This window comes from Micromonospora sp. PTRAS2 (genome assembly GCF_054052245.1).
Genome location: NZ_JBSWBU010000014.1, coordinates 13,413 through 36,177, shown reverse-complemented (window position 1 = coordinate 36,177; position 22,765 = coordinate 13,413). Strand labels below are relative to the sequence as shown.

Sequence of the window (22,765 nt, the reverse complement as noted above, 5' to 3'; positions counted from 1 at the left end):
TCACCAGGTGCGGGGCCAGCCGAGCAGGGCGGCGAGGCGGGCGTTGTGCGGGGCGAAGACGGCACTCAGTTCGGCCCGCAACTCGGCGGTGAGCTGGGACGGGCCGGTGTCCGCCCGGCGGGTGTGCCGGGCGAACTCCGCCGGGGCGTACGGGGCCAGCCCGAGGAACCGCAGCACGCCCGCGTAGGCGGTCGCCGGGTCGGCGTACAGGTCCTCGCTGCGGATCACGTGCAGCCGTTCGGCGGGCAGGTGGGCGTACCAGCGGTCGAGCTGCTCGGCGTAGCGGCCCCGGGCGGCGTAGGAGAAGTTGCGCAGCGCGTCATGGGCCGCCGGGGTGTCCGGCCCGTCGGCCAGCGCTGCGGCCAGCCGCCCCGGCTCGGCGGCGAGCGCCTCGGCGAAGCCCAACGGCTCCAGCCCGTACGAGCGGGTGTGCAGGTAGTGCGAGTAGGCCCGCTCGACCGGGTCGCGCAGCAGCGCCACGAACCGGGCCTCGGGCAGCGTCGCCGCCACCCGGGCCGGCACGCCGGGGTGGAACAGGTAGTAGGGGCTGGCCTCGAAGCTGCGTCGGCCGGGGGCGGCCGGTGGGAAGTGCGCCCGGTACCAGCGCGGCCCCCGACCGTAGTGCAGGCTGAAGAACTGGAGTTCCTTGCCGGTGGCGGCCCGCACGTCGGGGTGCGCGGCGAGGTAGTGGTGCAGCGAGGTGGTGCCGCACCGCTGCCCGCCGATGATCAGGAAATCGGGCAGCGCGCCGACCGGGCCGGGCCGCGCCGCCCGCGCCCAGGCGCGGGTGCCGCGCACCATCCGGCGCAGTCGGTCCACGGTGGCCCGCCGCGGCCCCGCGCTCACCGCGACACCGCCCGGCCGGCCTCGTCGACGGCCGGGGCGGGACCGTCCCCGGCGGCATCGGGCGGGCCGCCGCGACGGCGTCGGCGGGCCAGGGTGCGCAGCACCATCACGTCCTCCCGGCTGAGGCCCAGTGCCAGCACGGTCCCCAGGTAGACGGCCACGATCGCGGTCAGCCCGGCGGCCGGCCGCCCCGGCCAGCCCGGCACCAGCCAGCGCACCAGCAGCCCGGCGAGCAGCGCGGCCACCCCGGCGGCCAGCCCCTTGGCCATCCCGACGGTGAACGGCAGCGCGCCGGTCAGGTGGCGGACCTGCACCACCCGGGCGACGTTGACCACGATCAGCGAGGCGCTCCACGCCGCCGCCGCGCCGACGATCCCGTACGCCGGGATGAGCCACAGGTTGAGCAGCACGTTGAGCAGCAGGGCGGCCAGGTTGTCGGCCATGTTGAGGGCCACCCGGCCGGACATGTTCAGCACCGTGCCACACGGGCCGGTGGCCGCGTTGACCAGCTGGCCGAGGGCGAGGATCACGGTCACCGCCGCGCCGGTGGCGACCTCGCCGCCGAAGACGCGCAGCAGGTCGCCGGGGAGGACCAGCAGCGCCACGAACGCCGGCAGCGACAGCCGGACCACCCAGCCGGTGGCCACCGCGTAGACCCGGCGGACGTCGTCGAGGTCCCCCCGGTGGTGGAGGTGCGCCAGGTACGGCCCGAACGCGGCGTTGACCGGCGCGAGGACGAAGATGGCGACGGTGACCAGCCGGGTGGCGACGTTGTAGACGCCGATGTCCGGGTTGGCGAAGAAGCCGAGCAGCAGGGTGTCGACCCAGATCAGCCCGGTCGACGACAGCGACGACACCCAGCTGACCGTGGAGAAGCGGAACAGCTCCCCCGGCCGGTGCACCGGGCGGGCCGGCGGCACCCGGCGCACCAGCCGGCCCAGCGCCAGCAGGGCGAGCAGGGCGGCCGACCAGCCGGCCACCACCAGCGCCCAGAAGGCCCCGGTCAGCCCCACCCCGGTGCCCAGGGCGAGCGCGGTGAGCAGCAGTCGGGCGCCCGGCTCATAGAGCTGGCCGATGAAGGTGAACGGCCGCTGGGTACGCCAGCCCCGGGTCGCCGCGAGGGCCGCCTCGCAGACCGTCGAGGCGGGCAGGGTGAGCGCGACCAGCCGCAGGCCGGTGACCAGCCCCGGGTCGTGCAGCCGGTCGGCGAGCCAGGGCGCGCCCGCCGCCAGCGCCCCGGCGAGGACGACCGACGAGCCGGCCGAGACGGCCAGTCCCAACCGGATGGTGCCGCGCAGCGCCGGGGCGTCCGCGTCGGCCAGGTGCACCGCCACGAACCGGGTGAGGCCGGCCCGGAACCCGGACAGCGACAGCAGCCCGGCCAGCGACAGCACCGCGTAGCACTGGGCGTACCGGCCGACCTCCCGGATGCCCAGCACCCGCGCCAGCAGCAGCATGATCAGGAAGACCGCCGCCTGGCTGAGCAGGGCGCCGAGCAGGTTGAGCCCGCCGCCCCGGGCCATTCCCCGGACGTGCTGGTCGCCCCGCGCGGACCCTTCCGGCACCCCCGCCTACCGGTGCCGGGAGTTCTGCTCGGCCACGGTCGCCGTGACGGCCGGCAGCACCACCGTGTCGTCGCTGCCGCGCCCCCCACCGGCCGGAGCCGCCCGACCGACGGCCGACGGCTGGCCGGCCCGGCGGCTGCGCGACAGCCACTCCAGCACCGCGACCAGGAGCACGGCCAGCAGCAGGCCGGCGCCGAGCACCGGGAGCACCAGGCCGACCAGTGCCTTCACCCGGGACACCGGCTGCACCTCGCCGACGCTGGTCACCTTCTCCGGGTCGGCGGCCTGGGACTGGGCGCGGGCCTGTTGCAGCCGCTGCCGGGCCGAGGCCAACGCGCTGGCGGCGCTGTCCCGTTGCGCGATCAGCGCCTGGTAGTCGGGCAGCTTCGGGCCGAGCCCGTCGAGCCGCTTCTGCCCGGCGCTGATCGACTCGGCGGCGGCGTCGGCCCCCCGGGAGTTGCCGACCGCCTGCATCTGCAACTGCTGCTGACGCAGGCTGGCGATCTCCTGGAGGGTCGACTGGTAGAGCTTGTCCGGCTGGCTGACCTTGTTGGTCTTCTCCCAGTCGTTGATCGCCCGGGTGGCGGTGGTCAGCTCGTCGGTGGCCGTCTTCACCTCGTCGGTGGCGATGCCGACCTGGCTGGCGAAGAGGAAGGCCAGGGCCCGCTTGCCGGTCGAGGCGAGCACCGGGTCGACCGTGGACCGGTCGGCGGCGGTGTAGGTCACGGTGAGCTGGCTGCTCGCGCCGACCTGCTTGACCGCCAGCCCGCCGCGCAGCGTGTCGGCGGGCACCCCGGTGTCGGCCGCCACCTGGTCGACCACCTGCGGGGAGGTCACCGCCGCGGCGAAGGCCGCCGCGAACTGGTTGGCCGCCTGGGTGCCGGTGTACTGCTGGGCCGCGCTGCCGCCGACCAGGGCGGGCGCGGCGACGTACGAGGTGGCCGCGTACTGCTGCGGGCCGAGCAGGACGACCAGCGCGGCCGCCGCCCCGGCCACCAGCGGAATGCCCACCAGCAGCCAGAGTCGACGCCGCGCGACCCGCAGATAGTCGACGATCTCCACCCTGCCGCTCCCCACTGCTCGTTGCTTCATCGGTTGTGCCACCCGGTGCCCACCGGTCGGGGCGTCGCCACCCGGGTCGGCTCGGCCGGTAGCCCCCGGGCGACCGCGCCGGCTGCCGCGGCGAACGCCGCGAAGTACCACAGGGTCACCACGTTCGAGATCACGTTGGACGCCGCGCTGACCGCGACGAAGGCGACCGCGCAGCCCAGGAAACCGATCGCGATCCCCCGGCCGAGGCTCCCCGGTGGGGCCCGGCGCAGCGCGTTCAGCCCGGTGTGCAGACACAGCGCCAGCATCGCCAGGTACGCCAGCAGCCCGGCCAGCCCGGTCTCCACGTACGCGCGCAGGAAGTCGTTGTGTGGCTTCTTCGCCTCGTCGGCCTCGAACTTGGTCATGTTGGGGCCGATCCCGGTGACCGGGTTGCGGTTGGCCAGCGACACGATCTCCGACCAGTAGCCGACCCGCCAGGCGAGGGTGTTGCCGGTCGGGCCGCCGCCCACTGCGGTGCTGTCGGCGAGCTGCCCGAAGCGGTGCGCCACGCTCGGCAGCAGGGCCACCCCGGCCACCGCGACCAGGCAGAGCGCCACCAGCATCCGCCGGCTGCGGTGCAGCACCGCCACCACCAGCAGGCCCAGTCCCGCGCCGAGGATCGCGCTGCGGGTGTTGGTGAGCAGCAGGAACAGCAGCGACGCGGCGAGCAGCGCGCCGAGGCCGAGCCGGAGCCGGCGGCTCAGGTAGCGGTAGATGCCGAACCCGAAGATCACCATGAACATCAGGTAGCGGCCGAAGGTGGTGGACTGGCCGAACGGCCCGCTGATCCGGGTGAAGCCCCCCTTGACCTCGGCCGGTGGGTGGCCGAGCAGGGACAGCACGACGGTGTAGCCGACCGCCAGCGCCAGCGAGGCGTACGCGGCGAGCAGCACCCGGCGGACCGCCGGCAGGTCCGGCATCAGTTGCTCCAGGACCACGAACATCACCACCACGGTGCCGATCCGCAGCGCCTCCAGGGCGCTGGGCACCGGCTGGGCGGCCCCCGCCGCGCTGACCAGGGAGGTGGCCCCGACCAGCAGCATCGCCACGCCGAGCGGCGAGCCGCGCAGCCGGCCCCGCTGGCGCAGCTGGGCGGCGAGCCAGAGCCCGGCGGCGAGCAGGAACAGGACCGCGAGGATCGTCGACGGATCCATCGCCCGGGTCGCCGCCGCGCCGTCGGCCCGGCCGGCCGTCGGGCCGCTGAGCTTGAACAGGTCGACGCAGGAGCGGACCGCCAGCATCAGCAGCACGTACGCCGCGAACCGGGTCAGCGCGAGCACGCCGACGGCCAGCCCGGCGAGGACCGCCAGGGGCAGCACCGCGCCGACCCGGCCGCCACCGGTGGCGGCCAACCCGACGGCGACCGCCGCCACGGCGCAGAGCAGGGCCGCGCCGACGGTCAGCAGGCGGGCGGTCGGATCACCGGCGGCCCACCGGCGCCGCCCGTCGGCGGGCAGGGCGAGGTCACTCTCCGTGCCGTGTCGCTGTCCGTCCACCGCTCGCCGACCACTCGTTTCCAGGGAACTGTTGCCGGTCGCCGCCGACGGCCGGAAGGACGGCCTAATCTAACGGTCGCCGAGGTCGGGAGACATGGGCCGTTACGCCGACCGTGGGCGACCCAACGTCCGGTTCCCCCCGGCGGGGGGCGCGCAGAGCCAGCGAGAAGTAGAGTTCCTCCAGCTCACGGGCGGCGGCGTCCCAGCTGTACTCGGCGAGCACCCGGTCCCGCAGCAGCGCGGCGCCGGCCCGTTCGGCAGGCAGGTCGGCGGTCACCGTGTGCAACGCGCGGCGCAGGTCGTCGACGTCGCCGTCGCGGAACAGCCGCTGCCCCGGGCCGTCGCGGTCGAGCATCTCGCGGTGGGGTTCGATGTCGCTGGCCACCACCGGCAGGCCGTACGAGGCGGCCTCCAGCACGGTCAGCGGCAGCCCCTCCAGGCGGGACGGCTGCACGAAGGCCGCCGCGTGCGAGTACAGCTCGGCCAGCACGTCGCCGTAGACGAAGTCGGTGAACACGATGCGCGGGTCGTCACCGGCGGCGGCGCGGAGCTGGGCGACGTACCCGTCGGTGAAGGCCGAACCGCCGACGATGGCCAGCCGCAGGTCGGTCGGCAGCTGACGGAACGCCCGCACGAGCAGGTCGGCGGCCTTCTCCGGGACGAGCCGGCCGACCAGCAGCAGATAGTTGCCGGGGCGCAGGCCGAACCGGGACAGTTCCCGGGGCGGCAGGTGGGTGGGGGCGACCACCCCGTTGGGGATGTAGCGGGCGGGCCGGCCGAACCGGCTGGCGTAGTGCGCGGCCAGGCCCCGCGACACGGTCACCCGGGCGTCGGGCAGGTGCCCGCTGAGCCGGTACGCGGTGCCGAGCACGGCCCGCGCCGCCCGGCCCCACTTGTCGCGCTGGTTGTCCAGCCCGTGCACGGTGAGCACCACCCGGGCCCGGGAGGCGTACCGGGCCAGCGGCGCGGTCAGCACCGGGCCGAGGCCGTGGTAATGCACGATGTCGGGGCGCTCGGCCAGCGCCGCCACGGTGGAGGTGGCCGAGTGCACGATGGCGTCGAGGTGCTTGCTGGACACGGTGCGGGCCCGCCGTAACCGGATGCCCCGGTGCCGGGTCTCCTCGACCGCGCCGTAGCTGTCCCGGCAGTAGACGGTCACCTCGTGGCCGAGGCCGGCCAGCCGGCTGGCCATCTCCTCGACGTGCCGTTCGATCCCCCCGTAGGTGGCCGGCACGCCCTTCTGGCCGATCATCGCCACCCGCAGGGGACGCCAGCCCGGCGGGCAGGTCACGCCCGGCCCCGGGCGGTCGGGGCGAGGCTGTCCCCCTCGGTCGGCGGCATCGTTACGGAACGGCACGGTCCCCCCTCGTTTTCGCTGCGTGCCGGGGCGGGGCGTGGCCCCCGGGCGCACGGGACGCTAGATCATCGACGATCGGCCGGCCACTGGCCGGTCAGTCAGACCTGGCCGGCCACCGTCGCCACCGGCCGGTACGGGCACCTGCGGGTGCCGCCCGGCCGGGTGCCGGTGGCCGCCCCGGTGCCGGTGCGACGCCGGGAGGACGGAGTCTCCGTCCTCCCGGCGTCCGGGCGGTGACGTCAGGAGGTCGGGCCGCCGAACTCCACCCAGTTGAGGTTGAACAGGCTGGTCGTGGGTCCGCCGGAGACGGGCTTGAAGACCAGGTAGAGCGCGTGCGTGCCGGCCGCCTGGCTGACCGGGAAGGTCTGGCTGGCCCAGGCGCTGGTGCCGGTGGTCGCGTTGAGCGTCGCGCTGGTCACCAGCTCACCGGTCGGCGAGTCGAGCCGCAGCTCGACGATGCCGCGCGGGGTTCCGGCGGTGGCCGTGGAGCCACCGGCGTACCGGAAGGTGATCGTGTCGATCCCGCCCAGGTTGATCGGGTCGAGCGCGATGTGGTCGCCGTTGTCGATGCCGGCCACGTGCTGGCCGCCACCGGCGTCGGTGGTGTTCGCCAGGGTGACGCCCTGCTGAACCTGGGCGAACTCGGTCTGCTGCCGGAAGGTCTGCAGGACCACCTGGTCGAGGGAGGACAGCGCCGGCTGGCCGTTGGCGCCCTTGTCGGTGTAGGTGGCGCTGATCGCGCCGTACAGGTAGCCACCGGCGTGGTCGGCGCCGTCGGCCGGGGTCTCGAAGGAGCCGGAGCAGCCGTTGGCGTCGCTCATGCCGTGGCCGTGGGTGTCGTGGCCGAGCACGAACGAGACCGTGACCCGGCTGCAGTCGATCGGGCCGTCCTCGGGGTCGGTCACGGTGACCGTCCACGGCACGGTGTCACCCCAGTTGAAGAAGGTGCCCGACAGCGGCGAGGTGACCTTCACGGTGGGCGCGGTGTTGCCCACCGTGATCTCGCGGGTGAGCACCGCCGTCTTGCCGCTGGAGTCGGTGACCGTCAGCTTGGCGGTGAAGACGCCGTTGGTGGTGTAGGTGTGCGACGCGTCCCGCTGGGTCGAGTCGGTGGTGCCGTTGCCGTCGAAGTCCCAGGCGTAGGTGATGGTCTCACCCGGGTCCGCGTCGTAGGAGCCCTCGGCGGAGAACTGCACGGTCAGCGGCGCCTGGCCGGAGGTCGGGCTGGCGTGCAGCTCGGCCACCGGCGCCCGGGTGCCCTTGGCGTAGCGGATCACCGACAGCGCGGCGTCCGGGTTGGCCCGGAAGAAGCCGTCGCCGTACTCCAGCAGGTAGAGGTTGCCGTCCGGGCCGAACTCCATGTCCATCGGGTTGTCGAAGACGAAGCCCGGCAGGAACTGCTCCACCCCGACCAGCTTGCCGCTGCCGTTGGTGCGCATCATGAAGATCTTGTCCCGGGTGAACTCCCCGAAGACCACCGCGTCCTGGTAGTACTCCGGGAACTTGGTCTCGGAGGCCAGCGCCGCGTCGTACTTGTAGACCGGGCCGCCCATCGGGCCGACGCCACCGGTGCCGAGCACCGGCCACTTGAACTCACACGTGCCGGGCGGGGTGGCCAGGTACGCCTCGGCGCAGGTGGTGGTGGCCCGGAAGGTGTAGTTGAGCTGCGGGTCCTGCACCGGCGGGAGGACCCGACGGCCGGTGTTGCGCGGCGAGTCGTTCACCGGCGCGGCGCAGTTGAACGCGCCCTTGGACTGCTTGGTGACGAAGTCGTAGTCGATGTACGGCAGCGTCGGCGAGTAGCAGTACGGCCAGCCGAAGTTGCCGGCCTTGTTGGTGGCGATCCACCGACCGGTGCCCTCCGGTCCCCGGGCCGGGTTCGGCACCTGCGAGTCCGGCGAGTAGTCGCCGATGTAGACGAAGCCGCGGGAGTCCACGTCGAAACGGAACGGGTTGCGCAGACCCATCAGGAAGATCTCCGGGCGGGTCTGGTCGTCGCGGTCCTCGGACTCGGGGAAGAGGTTGCCGGCCGGGATGCTGTACGACCCGTCCGCCTTCACCTTGATCCGCAGCACCTTGCCCCGCAGGTCGTTGGTGTTGCCGGCGGACCGCTGGGCGTCGTAGCCCGGCCCCTGGGTCGGCGACTCGTTGATCGGGGTGAAGCCGTCCGAGCCACCGGCGTTGGTGTCGTCACCGGTGACCAGGTAGAGCAGCCCCTTGCCGTCGAACTTGACCTCACCGGCGACGTGGCAGCAGATGCCCCGGTCGGTGTCGACCTTCATGATCTTCTGCTCGCTGGCCAGGTCCAGGTGCGGGGTCGGCTCCTCCACGAACTTGAACCGGGAGAGCTGGTTGTGGCCCTTGTAGACGTCCCACGCGGTCGGGTCGGCGCTGGTCGCCGGCGCGTCCGTGGTGGGGGTGTCGAGCTTCGGCGCGTAGTAGGCGTACACCCACTTGTCGGTGGCGAAGTCCGGCCCGACGGTGACCGACTGGAGGCCGTCCTCGTCGTGCTGGTAGACGGGGATGGTGGTGATCACCGGGCTGGCGCCGGTCTCCGGGTCGTACAGCCGGATCTCACCGGCCCGGGTGTTGTGCAGCACCCGACCGTCGGGCAGCACCGACAGGGTCATCGGCTCGCCCGGCTCGTCGTTGAGGATGACCTTCTCGTAGTTGGCCTTGACCGTCGCGCCGCAGTCCCCCTCGACCATGCCGGCCGACCACTGGATCGCGCCGAGCAGGTGCTTGCGGAACGCGCCGTTGGCGTACGTGTCGGCGGAGTCGCCGAGCCCGGTGTAGAACGACCGGCCCCCCTGGAAGTCCTTGCACCAGGAGATCGGGTGGTCGTAGCCCATGGTGCCGCCGGTGAACGTCTTCTCGTCCACCGTGGCCAGCACGTGCGCGGTGCCCCGGACGTTGGTGGTGAAGTTGTACCACTGGTCGTTCAGGCTGATCTGCCGGGCGAGCGGCTTGCTCGCCGGGTGCGCCCGGTCGGCCACGTCGATGCTCGCCGGCCCGCTCGACGCGGTGCCGGCGGCGGTGGTGCCGACGATGTCGCGGTAGAACGTCCACGACGGTTCGGCCTCGACCGCGGCGTGCACGCCGAGGTAGCCACCACCGTTGCGGATGTAGCGCTCGAAGGCCGCCTCCTGGCTGCCGTTGAGCACGTCGCCGGTGGTGTTGAGGAAGACCACCGCGCCGTAGCTGGCCAGGTTGTCGTCGGAGAACGCGGTCGAGTTCTGGGTGACGTCGACGGTGAAGCCGTTGCCGTTGCCCAGGGTGCGGATCGCGTTGACGCCCTTGTCGATCGACGGGTGGCGCTCACCGTCGGTCTTGGTGAACACCAGGACGCTGGTCCTGACCTGGGCCGGCTGGGCCAACGCCGGGGCGGTCGCGGCGAGCGGGACGACGATCCCGACCCCTGCGATCGCGGCGAGCCATCGGTGTACCGATCTTGCCATCTGGTTCCTCCGGTGGGGGGACGATGTGCTGCCTGCTCCGGGCGGGACGCCGGGGCCACCCGGGTGGTGTGTGCTGCGTCTGGCTCCCCCATGGGGTACGGGACGACGCCGTCCCGATCCCGTGCGGTTCGCCGACCGGGGAGCTGCGTGCGGCCTGGACCCGTGCCGGGGGCGCGCGGCAGCGCGGCCCGGGGTCACGGGTCGGAAGAGGTGACGGGCTACGGGGGGCGGTGCGCCCGGTCGCCGTCCGGGGCCGCCGGGCGGCGCGGACGGTCGGGGCGGGCCCCGGGAGGTGGCGATCGCGTCGGGGGGACGCGACCGCCACCTGGGTGCCGGCGGCGGTGCGGCCGGGCGGTGCCCAGCTACGGCCGCCGGGCGGGTCAGTCGTTGGTGTAGATGGTCAGGTCGGCCATGTTGGCGTAGCTGAGCCGGGCGAAGTCCAGCGACTGGCCCGGGTTGGCGGTACCGCCGGGGGCGGTGTCCATCTCCCAGTTGGCGTGGTGGAAGTCCGACTCGCCGATGGTCTGGAAGAACTGCTGGAAGTTGATGTCGCCCTCACCGAGCGGGATCATCTCGTAGCCGTTGGGCAGCGCGGTGTTGCGGTTGCCGTCCTTGGCGTGGAACAGCGGGAACCGCTTGGTGCGCCGGGCCACGTTCAAAATCGGGTCGAACAGCGAGGTCTTCTGCTGGCCGGCCGAGTTGGTGTACGTGGTGTGCTTGTGCCGCGCCACGTACGCCCAGTAGATGTCGCACTCGAAGAAGACGTACTTCGGGTCGGTCTTGGCGAAGAAGTACTCCAGCCGGCGCACGCCGGAGGAGCGGGTGGGCTTGCCGTTGGCGTCCAACGGGCCGCTGTCGAGCAGGAACGAGTAGGCCACGTCGTGGTTGTGGGTGTAGAGGCGCATCTTGCGCTCCTTGGCCTGCCGGCCGAGCTCGTTCCACAGGTCGGCCGCGGCGTCCCAGTCGGACTGGTAGGCGCTGTTGGTCGGGTCGCTGCCGGTGCCGATGTTCTTCATGCCGAGTTCCTCGGCGATGTCCAGCTGCTGCTGGAAGGTGTCCGCCCGGATGCTCGTGTGGGTGCCGTTGGCGACCAGCCCGTTGTCGTCCAGGATCTTGCGGATCTCCGTCGGGGTGATCTGCCGGCCCAGGATCGAGGTGTGCTGGTTGTAGCCGGCGAACTCGATCTCCTTGTAGCCCATCTCGGCCAGGCTGGCGAGCACCCGCTCGAAGCCGTAGGGCACGCCGCTGTCGTCCGGGGCGGCGGAGATCCGGTCCCGGACGCTGTAGAGGATGATGCCCCGGTTCTGCGCCGGGATGAGCGGGTCGACCCGCCACTTGCCGTCCGCGCGGGCGGGACCGTTGGTCTGGAGCACCGGCAGGCCGGCCGCGCCGAGCACGGCGGCGGCGCCGGCCGACGCGGCCAGCAGCCGACGGCGGGTGACCTGGGCGCGGTACTGGGGGTCGGAGGCCATACGGCGCTGATCCTCGTTCACAATTTCCACCTTTCGAAAGCGGCCCTGCGGACCGTGGAGACGTGCGAAGTCCTGTTAGGAGGGTCGAAGGACCTGCGCCGCCGAATACGCGTGGCCCGGTAGATGGCTGGTCGATCAAGGGGTGATGTCAACCGTGTTACGTCCGTGAACCGGACACTAACGGCGACCGCCAGCTAAAGATAGACCTCGAACGGAGAAACTTTTGTTCGTGCGAACAGAAGTTCCCGATGGTCGGCGGGGAGCGGCCGGACGGTCGCCCGCACCGGCCTCCCCCGTCGATCCACCGACCCCCACCAGCGCGAACACCGGCCGTGACGGGGATCCGAGGACACGGGCACGCCGCAGGGCGCGGCGTCGACCTCCCGTCGATTCGACGCCGCGCCCGCACGAGCCGGCGGGGACCGGCCGTCACCATCCGGGCGGCTACCCGGAGCCGGCCAGCACCAGTTCCCCGAGCCGCTGCTCCAGCGCCGCCGCGTCCAGCCCGCCGGGCCACCCGCGCAGCAGCGCGCCGCCCTTGGCGACCAGCACGACGGCCGGTGGCTCCCGCACCGCGTACGACCGCCAGATCGTCTGCTGCTCGTCCACGACGACGGGATACTCCACCCGGTGCGCACGCAGGTAGTCCTGCAACTCGTCGGCCTGGTCGGCGCCCGCCACCCCGACGAAGACCACCCGGTCCCGGTAGCGGCGGGCGAGGTCGCTCAGCGCGTCCTGCCGGTCGACGCAGGTGGTGCACCAGGAGCTGAAGAAGGTGAACACCACCGGCCGGTCGGCCCACAGCCGGGCGGCGGTGAGCGGGGTGCCGTCGGTCAGCCCACCGGTGAACGCGGGGGCGGCCGGCGCGGTGCCGGGCGCCGGGCGCAGCGCCAGGTCGGCGGGGACCGGGCCGGGCAACGTCGACGCGCCGCCGGCGAGCGCCGGTGCGGGCTCGGCGGCCGGCCGGGCGGTGCAGCCGGCCAGCACCAGCACCGCCAGCAGCGGCGCGAGCAGCCGCCGCCTCACGCCGGCACCACCGCCACCAGCGCCGGGCCCTCGCTGGTGTCCGGGGTCAGGTCGAGCGCCGGCCGGCCGGCCACCTCCAGCCGGTACCCGGTCCGCTGCGGCACCTGCACCGGCACCGCGAACTCGCAGTAGGTCGGCACCCGCTCCACCTCAAGGTCCTCGGCGAAGGCGGCCACCGCCGTGCCCGCCGGCAGCTTCCCGGTGACCAGGGCCGCCCCGGCGGGGTCGAGCACCCGGAACGGCGCCCGGTGGTGGAAGTAGAGGTACGGTCCGGTGCCGGCGCAGTCCACGCCCTCGGCCCGGATGTTGATGTCGCGGACCAGCACCCGGACGGTGGTCGGGGTGACCGCCTCCGGTTCGGCGTCGGGGCCGCCGCAGCCGGCGGCGCCGGCCAGCAGCAGGGCCGCCAGCGCGCCGACGCCGCGACGGGCGCTCGTGGTCAGCCGCACGTGGTCTCCTCCCCACCCGCGCCGTGGGTCCGTGGCGGCCTGCGCCACCACGGACCCACGGCGTCGGTCGATTCCGGTCAGGACTTCTCCACCCGGCACTGCTTGGTCACCGTCTTCGACGGGTCGCTCTCCGAGGTCGCGGTGAGCTTGACGAAGCCGGTGTCCGCCGCGGCGGCGGTGGCCCCCACCGACACCCGGACTGTGGTGGACTTGCCGAACTGGGCGGTGGCCAGCGGGTTGGGCAGCCAGGTCCGCCAGCCCGTGCCGGCCACCTCCGCCGAGAGCCGGTAGACGTCCGACTTCAGGTACGCGGTCGCGTTCTCCGGGTGCTGCTGCCCACCGGCCGAGTAGACGCCGCTGTTGGTCAGCTCGAACGAGCAGGTCACGCCCCGGTTGGTGGGCTTGCCGGTGCTGGTCACCTCGCCCTTGCCCAGGGTCACGCCGTGCGTGCTCGGCCCCCCGGTGCCGTCCAGCGACCGCACCGCCACCGTGTACGACAGCGAGCCGGCCGCGTCCCGCTTGAGGTCGATGATGTAGAAGTGCAGCCGGTTGGCCTCGTCGACGTACTCGTACTGGCTGCCGGTGTCCGCCCCGGCGTGGAACAGCGCGTCGGAGAGCTGCCGGTAGTCACCCATGGTGATCTTCTGCGGGGTGCCGTCCGGCCGGTAGAAATCGATCATGTCGATGTCCTGCGGGTTGGCGTCCACCACCCACTGGAACGGTGCGCTGTCGGCGTTCTTGGTCTTGCTCAGCAGCACGCCCCGGTCCGGGGTGAACGAGTCCGCGCCCATCCGGTCGACGACCTCGACCGTGTAGTTGTTGAAGCTCCCGCCGTCGCACAGCGGGTTCGTGGCGACCGTGCAGGCCGGCGAGAGGTCCTTGTTCAGGGCGATGTTCACCCCGGTCAGCCCCTTCGGGCCGGCGTCGACCGCACGGGCGGTCACCTGGGCGACGACCAGGCCCGAGGAGGCCAGCGCCTCCCGGGACAGCCGCAGCACGTGCTCCTCACCGAGCAGGCCGATCTTGAGCTTGTCCCGCACCGTGTGCAGCGACCCCATCGAACCGCCGTTGGTCGGCGGGATCTGCCAGCGGGTGTGCGGGCCGCCGGGTCCGTTGAACGAACCGCGCGACATCATGCTCCAGATGCCGGTGTACGCCCTTCGTAACGGCTCGCCGTACGGGTTGTTGTAGTTGTCGCCGATGCCGAGCAGGTGGGTCAGCTCGTGGGCGTACACCCCCATGCCGGAGCTCTCCCCCTGGGTGGAGGAGCCGGAACCGGCGTTGGGCCACAACGTCGCCGCCGCCTTCCAGGAGGTCCACTCCACGTAGCGGGTCTTGGCCCAGTTCGGCAGGTTCGGGTCCGGCGGGCCCCAGGAATCCGGCACGTCCTCCTTGTTCTGGAAGATCATCTGCCCGAACTCCTGCCAGGTGGACGACTCGTCCTGCCCGGCGCTGAGGATGAAGACCAGCTCGTACTGGTTGGCGACCTCGTCACCGACCGCCGCCCGCCAGGCGCCCAGCCCGTCGGTGCGGATGTTCTTGTTGCAGGTGTCCCCGCTCGGGCAGGCGCCGGGGTTGAAGCTGTTGTCCAGCCCGTACTGGTAGGACTTCGCCGGCATCTGGTACGGCCCGAACCCGGCCAGGTCCACGCCGTAGCGCCCGTTGGAGTCCTGCATCCAGTACTCGTGCAGGGTGTGCCCCTTGTTCAGGGTGTTCGGGGTGTTGAGGAAGTCCTGGTAGAACTTCGGCACGTCGGCGCGGGGGATGTTGGCCGCGACGGACTGGGGGTTGCCGAAGACCGTGGAGCGGGCCCGCTGGGAAACCGCGAACGTCTGGTCGGGATAGTCGAGCGCGACCAGGGCGATCTTGAAGTTGCGGATCGAGCCCCGCACGCTCGGATCGGCCCAGTTCTTGCCGGGAACCGCCTGGTAGTCGTCCCAGGTCATGGTGTCGGGGTTCTGCCACGCCTGCGGGTCGAGGACCTGGAACGGCGCGGTGCCGCCGGCCGGATTGGCCGGGGCCGCGGCGGCCTGCGTCGAGGCGGTCGCCACGAGCGTGCCGGCCAGGACCGCGGCCAGCACGCGACGCCGCAGTCGGGGGGTGTTGCGGGGAGCACGGTGCACGGGTTCACCTCTCGTCGGGAGGGACGCGGCCGCCGGTGACCGGTGTCCCGAGGGTGACTGCCGGGACAGCCGTGCACCGGGCCGCGCAGCGAATCTAGGAGGCCGGGCCGGGGCGGGTCACCGTGCAGATGTCGGCAGGTGAACCGGCGGCTTCCGACACCTGAAGGACCGGCAGCCGGTCGTGACCGGCCGGGCCCCGGCCCGGACCGACCGGCCCGGCCCGCCCCGGCACCGCCCGGAGCAGCCCGGACGGCTCAGCGGGGACGGCCGTCGGCAACCGGGTCGACGGTGACGGACAGGGCCCGGACCAGGTCCCGGCGCAGCCGGGCGGCGACCGGCGGCGGCAGCGGGCCGCGCGGCGGGCGGCACCGTCCACCGAACCGCCCGGCACAGTCCATCGCCAGCTTGATCGCCTGCACCGCCTCCGGCCGGGAGCCCCAGCCGAACGCCGGGTGCAGCTCGGCGTAGAGCGGCAACGCGCGGGCCAGGTCACCGGCGGCGCAGAGGTCGTAGAGGCGCAGGGCCTGCCGGGGCAGCGCGTTGGCCAGGCCGGCGACCCAGCCCCGGGCCCCGCACAACACGAGTTCCAGCAGCACGTCGTCCGCGCCGGCCAGCACGTCCACGTGCGGGCAGAGGTCCCTGATCCGGTGCACCCGTCGGACGTCGCCGGAGAACTCCTCGACCGCGACGATCCCGTCGGTCTCCGCGACCCGGGCGAGCAGCTCCGGAGTGAGGTCCACCCGGGTGTCGTACGGGTCGTTGTGGGCCACCACCGGCAGGCCGACGGCGGTCACCTCCCGGTAGTGGGCGACCACGTCGGCGTCGCCGGCAGGGTAGCCGTCCGGGGGTGGGGCGAGCACCCCGTGCGCCCCGGCGGCGGCAGCCTGCTCCGCCCAGCGGCGGGACTGCCGGCTGCCGTACCCGCCGACGCCGGGCAGCACCGCGCAGCCGGGCGGCGCGGCCTGCACCGTCGCCCGCACCACGTCGGCCCGCTCGTCGTCGGACAGCGCCCGGTACTCCCCCACCGACGCGCACGGGGTCACCCCGTGACACCCCGCCTCGGCCAGCCAGCGCACGTGCTCCTGGAGCCGGTCGAAGTCGACGCCGAGGTCGTCGCGGAACGGTGTGGTGATGGCGACCAGCACCCCCCGCCAGGGCCTACCAGCTGTCACTCGGGCGTTCCCTCCTGCGCGCCGGCGGCCCGCTGCCCACCGCACCGGAACCCTACGATCGGCGATCACGGCGGCGCTTCGGACAACTGCCGGAACAGTCGCCATGGGGGCCGTCCTTTTGTCGGTAGATCCCCGGTGGACCTTGCGCCCGGGGCCACCGGCCGCAGATGGTAGGGCACCGGCTGTCGCACCCCTGCCGCGCAGCCAACCAGGGGAGATCCATGCACGGTGAGCTACAACGCATAGTCGATGCCGTCGCCGCCCGGGTGGGGCGTCCCGCCCTCATCGAGGACCGGCGGCAGCGGGTGGTCGTCTACAGCGAACACGACGGGCCGATGGACGAGGTGCGCCGGATGTCGATCCTGCGCCGGCAGACCACCCCCGAGGTGATCGCCTGGTTCCGCCGGATGGGCGTGCTCACCGCCCGTGAGCCGGTGCGCACCCCGGCCGACGTCGACCTCGACCTGCTCCCCCGGGTCTGCGTGCCGATCTGGCACGACGACCTGCTGCTCGGGTTCGTCTGGTTCATCGACGACGACGGGTCGATGACCGACGCCGACATCGCCACCGCGACCAGCGCCTTCACCGACCTGTCGCTGGCCCTCTACCGGGAGAACCTGCTCGGCGAGCTGGCCTCGCAGCGGGAGTCGGAGGCCACCCGGACGCTGCTGGTGGAGAGCCCGCAGGCCCGCGCGCACGCCGTCCGGGCGCTGCTGGAGGAGGGCACGGTCGCCGGTGACGGCCCCACCACCGCCGTGGTGGTCCAGCTCGTCCCCGCCACCGGGCGGCACCCCGACGAAGTGGCCCGGATCGCGCTGGAGCAGGCGCTGGTGGCGACCCGGCGGTGGCTCGGCGTGCGGGAGTCGCTGCACATGGTCTGGCCCGACCACGGGGTGCTGCTGATCTGTGGCGGCCGGATCGCCGGCCAGCCCACCTTGGAGGCCGCCGCCGAGCATCTCGACGAGGCGCTGGGCCAGGCGACCCGGGGGCTGTCCTCGGTGGAGCGGACGGTGACCGGGATCGGCCAGTCCCGCCCGGGGCTGGCCGACGCGGTGCAGTCCTACCGGGAGGCGGTGCAGGCGGCCCGGGTCGGGGTGCAGCTGCCGGCGCTCGGCCGGGTCGTCTCCTGGGCCGGCCTGGGCATCTACCGGGTGCTGTCCCAGCTCGACGGCCGGCACCTCGACATCGCCGGGGTGCACCCCGGGTTGGAGCGGCTACTGCACGACGACGCCCACCAGGTGCTGCTGGAGACCCTGGAGGCGTACCTTGACCTGGCCGGCAACGCCCACGCGACCGCCGAGAAGCTGCGGCTGCACCGGACCACCCTCTACTACCGGCTGCAACGGGTCGAGCAGCTCGCCGACACCGACCTCAAAGACGGCAACGAACGGTTGTGCCTGCACCTGGCGATGAAGCTCGGTCGACTCGCCGGCCACTACCGGTCGGCGTCCTGACCGTCGCCGCCGGACCGGCCGTCCGGAGAGGACACCCGCGCCGCCGCGCTGTGACAGTCCGTGTCCGGCCGGACAGATCATTGACAGATCCGAACAGGCACGGCCAGGATGGGCGCACCGATCGGCAACGCCCCCACGACCTACCGTAACCAGGTACGCCCCCCGCCCGTCACGCAGACCGGATCGGCGCCGGTCCGTCGCCTCCGCGCGTCCGGAGGACACCCCCCGTCTCCCCCGTCGTCGGCGGAGTGGACGTCGTGTTCGGTCGCCCACCGTCGCCCGACTGTCGGCGCCCGACCTCCCCGTTTCGCACACCCGCCCGACGGCGGGCGCTGCCGCGCGCCGTCGGCCGGTCTCGCACCCCCAGGAAAGGTGGCCCGAGATGTCCCGTTCCGCGTTCCCCCGCCGCTGGCGGCGGCTACCCGCCGCCACGGCCGCCGGCGTGGCGTTGCTGCTGCTCGCCGGCCCGGCGACCGCCGGCACCGCCGCCCCGCCCGACCGGGAGGCCGACGCCCCGGTCGCGCTCGAACGCTCCGCCGACGAGCAGGCCGACGTGGTGGAGGTGACGGTCGACGGCACCGCCCAACTCGACGCGCTGGTCGCCACCGGCGTCGACCTCGACCACCACGTCACTCCCACCGAGGCGGGCATCGTGGTGCACGCCGTGGTCACCCCGACCGAGGTCGCCGGGCTGAAGCGGATGGGCTACCGGGTCGGCGCCGTGCTGCACGACGCCGACGACTCCGCGCAACGGATCAGCGAGCGGGACGCCACGATCGCCGCCCATCAGGCCGAGAACCGGGCGTACACGGCGACCCTGGAGCGCAGCGCCGCCGCCTCCGACGTGAAGATCATCCGGGCCGACTACTACACCTCCGGCACCAACCAGGTGCTCTCGGTCGAGGCGAAGTGGGCCCAGGGGCAGACCTCCACCAGCACGCTGACCGTGGCCCGGGACAGCGGCCCCGGCACCGAGATCGGCTCCGGCGGCACCCAGAACATCTCCCGGTTCGTCGACGCCGGGGTCTACCTCTACCACCGGGGCGCCGCCGCCGTCACCGCCCGGCCGGAGCGCATCCAGATCACCAGCCCCACCGGCGACGTGGCGGTCGCCGAGGTCAAGGAGTGGCTGCCGATCCCGGCCGACAGCCCGGAGGGCCCCGGCTACCAGAAGGACTTCGTCACCAGCTACCTCACCCCGACCGAGCTGTACGACCGGATCAAGCGGCTGGCCGACGCCTACCCGCAGCTCGCCGAGGTGGTGAAGCTGCCCTACCAGACCAACGGGTACCGGCGTAAGGCGCAGGTCGTGCTGGGTGGGACCAACGCCACCCGGGTCGCGGTGGACTCGCTCGCCTGGGGGCACGAGGGCGGCAACGACATCACCGTCGAGCTGGCCGCCCCGGGCGCGGCCGACCAGCCGCTTTCGGTCACGGTGACCGGCAAGGCCATCCGGGTCAGCCTGGCCACCGACGCCGCCGGGGCGGTGACCAGCACCGCCGCCCAGGTCGCCGCAGCGCTGACGGCCGAGGCGGGTGCGCTGGTCACCGCGTACACCTATCGGGGGGACGCCGGCGCCGGGGTGGTCGCGCCGGTCGCGCCGACGCCGCTGTCGGACAACCTGAAGGCGCCGGCCGGGGTCTCCCGCGACCCGCACCCGGTGTACGCCATCCGGATCGGCAAGTACCGCGACGGCTCCCGCACCGGGGTCCTCGCGTACGCGCAGGAACACGCGCGGGAGTGGGTGCCGCCGCTGGTGACCATCGAGACCGCTGAGCGACTGCTGCGCAACCACGCCACCGACGAGAACACCAAGCAGCTGCTGCGCACCCTGGACATCTGGATCGTCCCGTCGATCAACCCGGACGGCGGGCACTACTCGTTCTACGACTACGCCTCGCAGCGCCGCAACATGACCAACCACTGTGTGCCGGGCGGTGCCACCGACGCGCTGGCCCGTAACTCGTGGGGCGTGGACAACAACCGCAACTACACCGAGTACAGCCTCTTCGACGGCTACTCGGGGGCGTCGGCGAGCTGCACCAGCGACACCTACGCCGGGCCGAGCGAGCTGTCCGAGCCGGAGAACCGCAACGTCGACTGGCTGGCCCAGCGGCCGAACATGAAGTTCTCGATGAACCTGCACTCCTCCGGCAACTACTTCATGTGGTCGCCGGGCGCGTACGCCACCCCGGGCCGGATCTCCGCGCCCCGGCCGACGCTGGCCGAGGAGTCGTTCTTCTGGGGCGCGTCGTCGCGCATCCTCACCGCGATCAAGCGGCACCGCAACATGGCGGTCACCCCGGCCCGGACCGGCCCGATCTCCGACGTGCTGTACTCGGCGGCCGGCAACTCCGGCGACATGCTCTGGTACAAGTACGGCATCTACGCCTGGAACTTCGAGGTCGGCACCAGCTTCCAGCCCACCTGGGAGGAGGCGCACCAGGAGACCATGGAGTTCAGCAACGGCCTGGTCGAGCTGCTGCGGGTGGCCCGGGACTACGACAAGGACAAGAAGCGCCCGACCAGCACCCTGTCGGTCACGCCGAGCGCCACCGAGGGCGCGGTCAGCGTCCGGTTCGACGTCAGCGAGCCGGCGGCGGTGTTCTACACCCTCGACGGCAGCCGGCCGACGTTCGAGTCCACCCTGTACGCCTCGGCGGGCATCCGGGAGGGGGCCGAGACGCTGACCGTCCCGACCGGCACCAAGATCCACTGGTTCTCGGTGGACGCGGCCGGCAACATCGAACGCAACTACCGACCGGACGAGGACAGCAAGACCTTCAACCGGGGCTGGGCGACGCTGCCCACCGGCTGAGGTCCCCAGCGCACCAGCGGGGGTCCGCGCCGCCGGACCCCCGCTGGTCGACCCGCTCAGGCCGTGGCCCGCCAGCGGATGTCGCCGTGGGACCGCCTCGGCTGCCATCGCTCCATCACGCTTGGCCTGGCGCCGCGCGCGACAGCGACTGCGATCGGCATGCTGCCCACCGCAGTCGCTGTCCCGGCTGTGCCCTGCCGTCGTCGCAGCGTGATGATCACCACCTCGACCCAACTCTCCCCTGACGGAAGGGTAGGTTCTCCGGGGTGGCGTCGAGGTGCGCACGGCCACGGCAAACGCGCCGCGTTCCGACCTGAGAGCCCGGGAAGCTCACCCGACGCATCCAACGCCGGCCGTCCCCGGCCGCCTGCCTTCCTGCGAGGAAGGTTCGCTGCACGCCCCGGGCGCGCCTGAGTGGAAATGGCTGTATGTCTTCTGTGTTGTCCGCGGTCAACCGGCCGCGCCTGCCCCGCCCGTCCTGGCTGTCGCCGAAGGTGTTCCGCACCGAGGTCCTCGCCGGCCTGGTCGTCGCCCTGGCGTTGATCCCGGAGGCGATCTCCTTCTCGATCCTGGCCGGGGTCGACCCGCGGGTGGGGCTGTTCGCCTCGTTCACCATGGCCGTCACCATCGCGATCTGCGGCGGCCGGCCGGCGATGATCTCCGCCGCGACCGGAGCCGTCGCCCTGGTGGTCGCGCCGCTGGCAAAGGAGTACGGCCTGGATCACCTGATCGCGGCGGTGATCCTCGGCGGCGTGATCCAGATCCTGCTGGCGCTGCTCGGGGTGGCGAAGCTGATGCGGTTCATCCCCCGCAGCGTCATGGTCGGCTTCGTCAACGCCCTGGCGATCCTGATCTTCGCCGCCCAGATCCCGCACCTGCTCGGCGTGCCGTGGCTGGTCTACCCACTCGTCGCCGTCGCCCTGGGAATCATGGTCGGGCTGCCCCGGCTCACCCGCGCCGTCCCGGCGCCGCTGGTCGCGATCGTCGTGCTGACCGTCGTCACGGTGGCCGTCGGCGTGGCGGTGCCGACCGTCGGGGACGAGGGCGCCCTGCCGGACAGCCTACCCGCCCTCGGGCTGCCACAGGTCCCCTGGACAGTGGACACCCTCACCCTGATCGCCCCCTACGCCCTGGGCATCGCGCTGGTCGGGCTGATGGAGTCGCTGATGACCGCCAAGCTCGTCGACGACATCACCGACACCCCCTCCAGCAAGACCCGCGAGTCCTGGGGTCAGGGGGTCGCCAACATCGTCACCGGCTTCTTCGGCGGCATGGGCGGCTGCGCCATGATCGGCCAGACGATGATCAACGTGAAGGCCTCGGGTGCCCGCACCCGCCTGTCGACTTTCCTGGCCGGCGTGTTCCTGCTGATCCTGGTCGTGGCGCTCGGTGACGTGGTCGCGGTCATCCCGATGGCCGCCCTGGTCGCCGTGATGATCATCGTGGCGGTGACGACGTTCGACTGGCACTCCGTCGCGCCGAGGACCCTGCAGCGGATGCCGTACGGCGAGACCGTGGTCATGCTCGCCACCGTCGCGACCACCCTGGCCACCCACAACCTCGCCATCGGCGTCGTGGTCGGCGTGCTCACCGCCATGGTGATCTTCGCCCGCCGGGTCGCCCACCTCGTCGAGGTCACCAGCGTCCTCGACCCCGACGGCGGCACCCGCATCTACTCCGTACACGGGGAGTTGTTCTTCGCCTCCAGCAACGACCTCGTGGGCCAGTTCGACTACGCGGGCGACCCCGACACCGTGGTCATCGACATGACCCACGCCCACGTCTGGGACGCCTCCTCCGTCGCCGCGCTCGACGCCATCACCACCAGGTACGCCGCCCGGGGCAAGACCGTCGAGATCATCGAGCTGAACCAGCCCAGCGCCCGCATCCACCATGCCCTCGCCGGCCGCCTCGGCGTCGGCCACTGATGGCCACCACCAGCCGCGGCACCGGGCCGGAGCAGCGCGCCTCCGGCCCGGCCACCGGCCGGCTCATGCAGATCGGCGAGGCCGCGGACCGGGTCGGCCTGAGCGTCCGCACCATCCGCCACTACGAGAAGGCCGGCCTGATCGTCCCCTCCGCCCGCAGCGAGGGCGGCTTCCGCCTCTACACCGAGCCCGACCTCGACCGCCTCGCCGTGGTCAAGCGCATGAAGCCCCTCGGCTTCACCCTCGACGAGATGCGGGACCTGCTCACCGTCCTCGACGCCCTCGACACCGCCACCGGCGCCGACCGGGCAGCCCTGCTCGACCGGCTCGACATGTTCCACGCCGCCGCCACCGTCCGCGTGACCACCCTGCGCGACCAACTCGCCACGGCCGAACGCTTCGCCGGCACGCTGCGCGACAAGCTGGACCACCACCACAGCTCGGAGGGCTGAGCCCGCCCGCCGGTGACTGCTCGGCATCTGCGCACAGCAGTCGAACCGACGAGGCCG

Annotated in this window: 15 protein-coding genes; 4 read left to right on the top strand and 11 right to left on the bottom strand. The window is 72.8% G+C overall.

All coding sequences use genetic code 11. From position 1 onward, the window contains the following. The 11 genes from ACVMYR_RS28635 to ACVMYR_RS28585 form a co-directional block, all read right to left on the bottom strand. Complete coding sequence (locus ACVMYR_RS28635; protein WP_457123272.1) at positions 1–846, bottom strand: sulfotransferase family protein; 846 nt, start codon at positions 844–846, stop codon at positions 1–3. Next, positions 843–2,411 (bottom strand): oligosaccharide flippase family protein, encoded by a 1,569-nt coding sequence (locus ACVMYR_RS28630; RefSeq protein WP_431894912.1) that lies wholly within the window; start codon positions 2,409–2,411, stop codon positions 843–845. The genes ACVMYR_RS28635 and ACVMYR_RS28630 overlap by 4 nt, the downstream gene beginning before the upstream one ends. Before the next feature lie 6 nt (positions 2,412–2,417). After that, positions 2,418–3,473 (bottom strand): Wzz/FepE/Etk N-terminal domain-containing protein, encoded by a 1,056-nt coding sequence (locus tag ACVMYR_RS28625; RefSeq protein ID WP_457123271.1) that lies wholly within the window; start codon positions 3,471–3,473, stop codon positions 2,418–2,420. Between the two features lie 26 nt (positions 3,474–3,499). Further along, positions 3,500–4,999, bottom strand: coding sequence for an O-antigen ligase family protein (locus ACVMYR_RS28620; protein ID WP_077939307.1), 1,500 nt, complete (start codon positions 4,997–4,999; stop codon positions 3,500–3,502). A gap of 64 nt (positions 5,000–5,063) precedes the next feature. Beyond that, on the bottom strand, positions 5,064–6,290 hold the full coding sequence (locus ACVMYR_RS28615; protein ID WP_091284748.1) for a glycosyltransferase family 4 protein: 1,227 nt from the start codon (positions 6,288–6,290) through the stop codon (positions 5,064–5,066). Positions 6,291–6,595: 305 nt separating this feature from the next. Then, positions 6,596–9,814 (bottom strand): ThuA domain-containing protein, encoded by a 3,219-nt coding sequence (locus ACVMYR_RS28610; RefSeq protein ID WP_457123270.1) that lies wholly within the window; start codon positions 9,812–9,814, stop codon positions 6,596–6,598. 380 nt (positions 9,815–10,194) lie between these two features. Then, entirely contained in the window at positions 10,195–11,307 is a 1,113-nt protein-coding gene (locus ACVMYR_RS28605) for a sugar phosphate isomerase/epimerase family protein (RefSeq protein WP_228986305.1), read from the bottom strand. 423 nt (positions 11,308–11,730) lie between these two features. Continuing rightward, entirely contained in the window at positions 11,731–12,312 is a 582-nt protein-coding gene (locus ACVMYR_RS28600) for a TlpA family protein disulfide reductase (RefSeq protein ID WP_052503910.1), read from the bottom strand. Then, entirely contained in the window at positions 12,309–12,761 is a 453-nt protein-coding gene (locus ACVMYR_RS28595; RefSeq protein WP_457123269.1) for a hypothetical protein, read from the bottom strand. Before ACVMYR_RS28595 ends, ACVMYR_RS28600 begins: the two co-directional genes overlap by 4 nt. A gap of 77 nt (positions 12,762–12,838) precedes the next feature. Continuing rightward, positions 12,839–14,884, bottom strand: a complete 2,046-nt coding sequence (locus tag ACVMYR_RS28590; protein ID WP_077939302.1) for a M6 family metalloprotease domain-containing protein — start codon at positions 14,882–14,884, stop codon at positions 12,839–12,841. 254 nt (positions 14,885–15,138) lie between these two features. Next, positions 15,139–16,056, bottom strand: a complete 918-nt coding sequence (locus ACVMYR_RS28585) for a dihydrodipicolinate synthase family protein (RefSeq protein ID WP_457123268.1) — start codon at positions 16,054–16,056, stop codon at positions 15,139–15,141. Between the two features lie 221 nt (positions 16,057–16,277). Here ACVMYR_RS28585 and ACVMYR_RS28580 point away from each other — a divergent pair, with 221 nt between their 5' ends. From ACVMYR_RS28580 to ACVMYR_RS28565, 4 genes are all read left to right on the top strand, one after another. Continuing rightward, positions 16,278–17,510 carry a PucR family transcriptional regulator gene (locus ACVMYR_RS28580; RefSeq protein ID WP_396788036.1) on the top strand — a complete coding sequence of 411 codons (1,233 nt, stop codon included), beginning with the start codon at positions 16,278–16,280 and terminating at the stop codon, positions 17,508–17,510. 382 nt (positions 17,511–17,892) lie between these two features. After that, on the top strand, positions 17,893–20,328 hold the full coding sequence (locus tag ACVMYR_RS28575) for a M14 family metallopeptidase (RefSeq protein WP_396788035.1): 2,436 nt from the start codon (positions 17,893–17,895) through the stop codon (positions 20,326–20,328). Positions 20,329–20,756: 428 nt separating this feature from the next. After that, positions 20,757–22,256, top strand: coding sequence for a SulP family inorganic anion transporter (locus tag ACVMYR_RS28570; RefSeq protein ID WP_457123267.1), 1,500 nt, complete (start codon positions 20,757–20,759; stop codon positions 22,254–22,256). After that, positions 22,256–22,708: a MerR family transcriptional regulator gene (locus ACVMYR_RS28565; RefSeq protein WP_457123266.1), complete on the top strand. Its 453-nt coding sequence runs from the start codon at positions 22,256–22,258 to the stop codon at positions 22,706–22,708. The genes ACVMYR_RS28570 and ACVMYR_RS28565 overlap by 1 nt, the downstream gene beginning before the upstream one ends. Positions 22,709–22,765 lie beyond the last annotated feature (57 nt).